The 301-nt window shown below is 57.1% G+C and carries 1 protein-coding gene; it reads left to right on the plus strand.

Annotated features, from left to right (window positions below):
- A partial coding sequence (locus LGT40_RS00105; RefSeq protein WP_226343089.1) for a transposase occupies positions 1-301 on the plus strand: 301 nt, incomplete at both ends.

The raw sequence follows: 301 nt of genomic DNA on the forward strand, positions 1-301 counted from the left end.
CCTGGACGAGTGGATAGCCACCATCCCGAAGGGCCAAAAGGAAGTCTGGAGCGATCTGGTCAGGGCAGTGGGAAACTGGCGCGAAGAGACCATGACCTACTTCGAGACGGACATGCCCGTCACCAACGCTTACACGGAGTCCATCAACCGACTGGCCAAGGACAAGAACCGTGAAGGGCGCGGTTACTCCTTCGAGGTGATGCGGGCACGAATGCTCTACACCACGAAGCACAAGAAGAAGGCACCGACTGCGAAGGTCTCTCCTTTCTACAAGAAAACCATCGGTTACGGACTGCCGGAC

This window comes from Methylophaga pinxianii (genome assembly GCF_020447225.1).
Taxonomy (GTDB): Bacteria; Pseudomonadota; Gammaproteobacteria; order Nitrosococcales; family Methylophagaceae; genus Methylophaga; species Methylophaga pinxianii.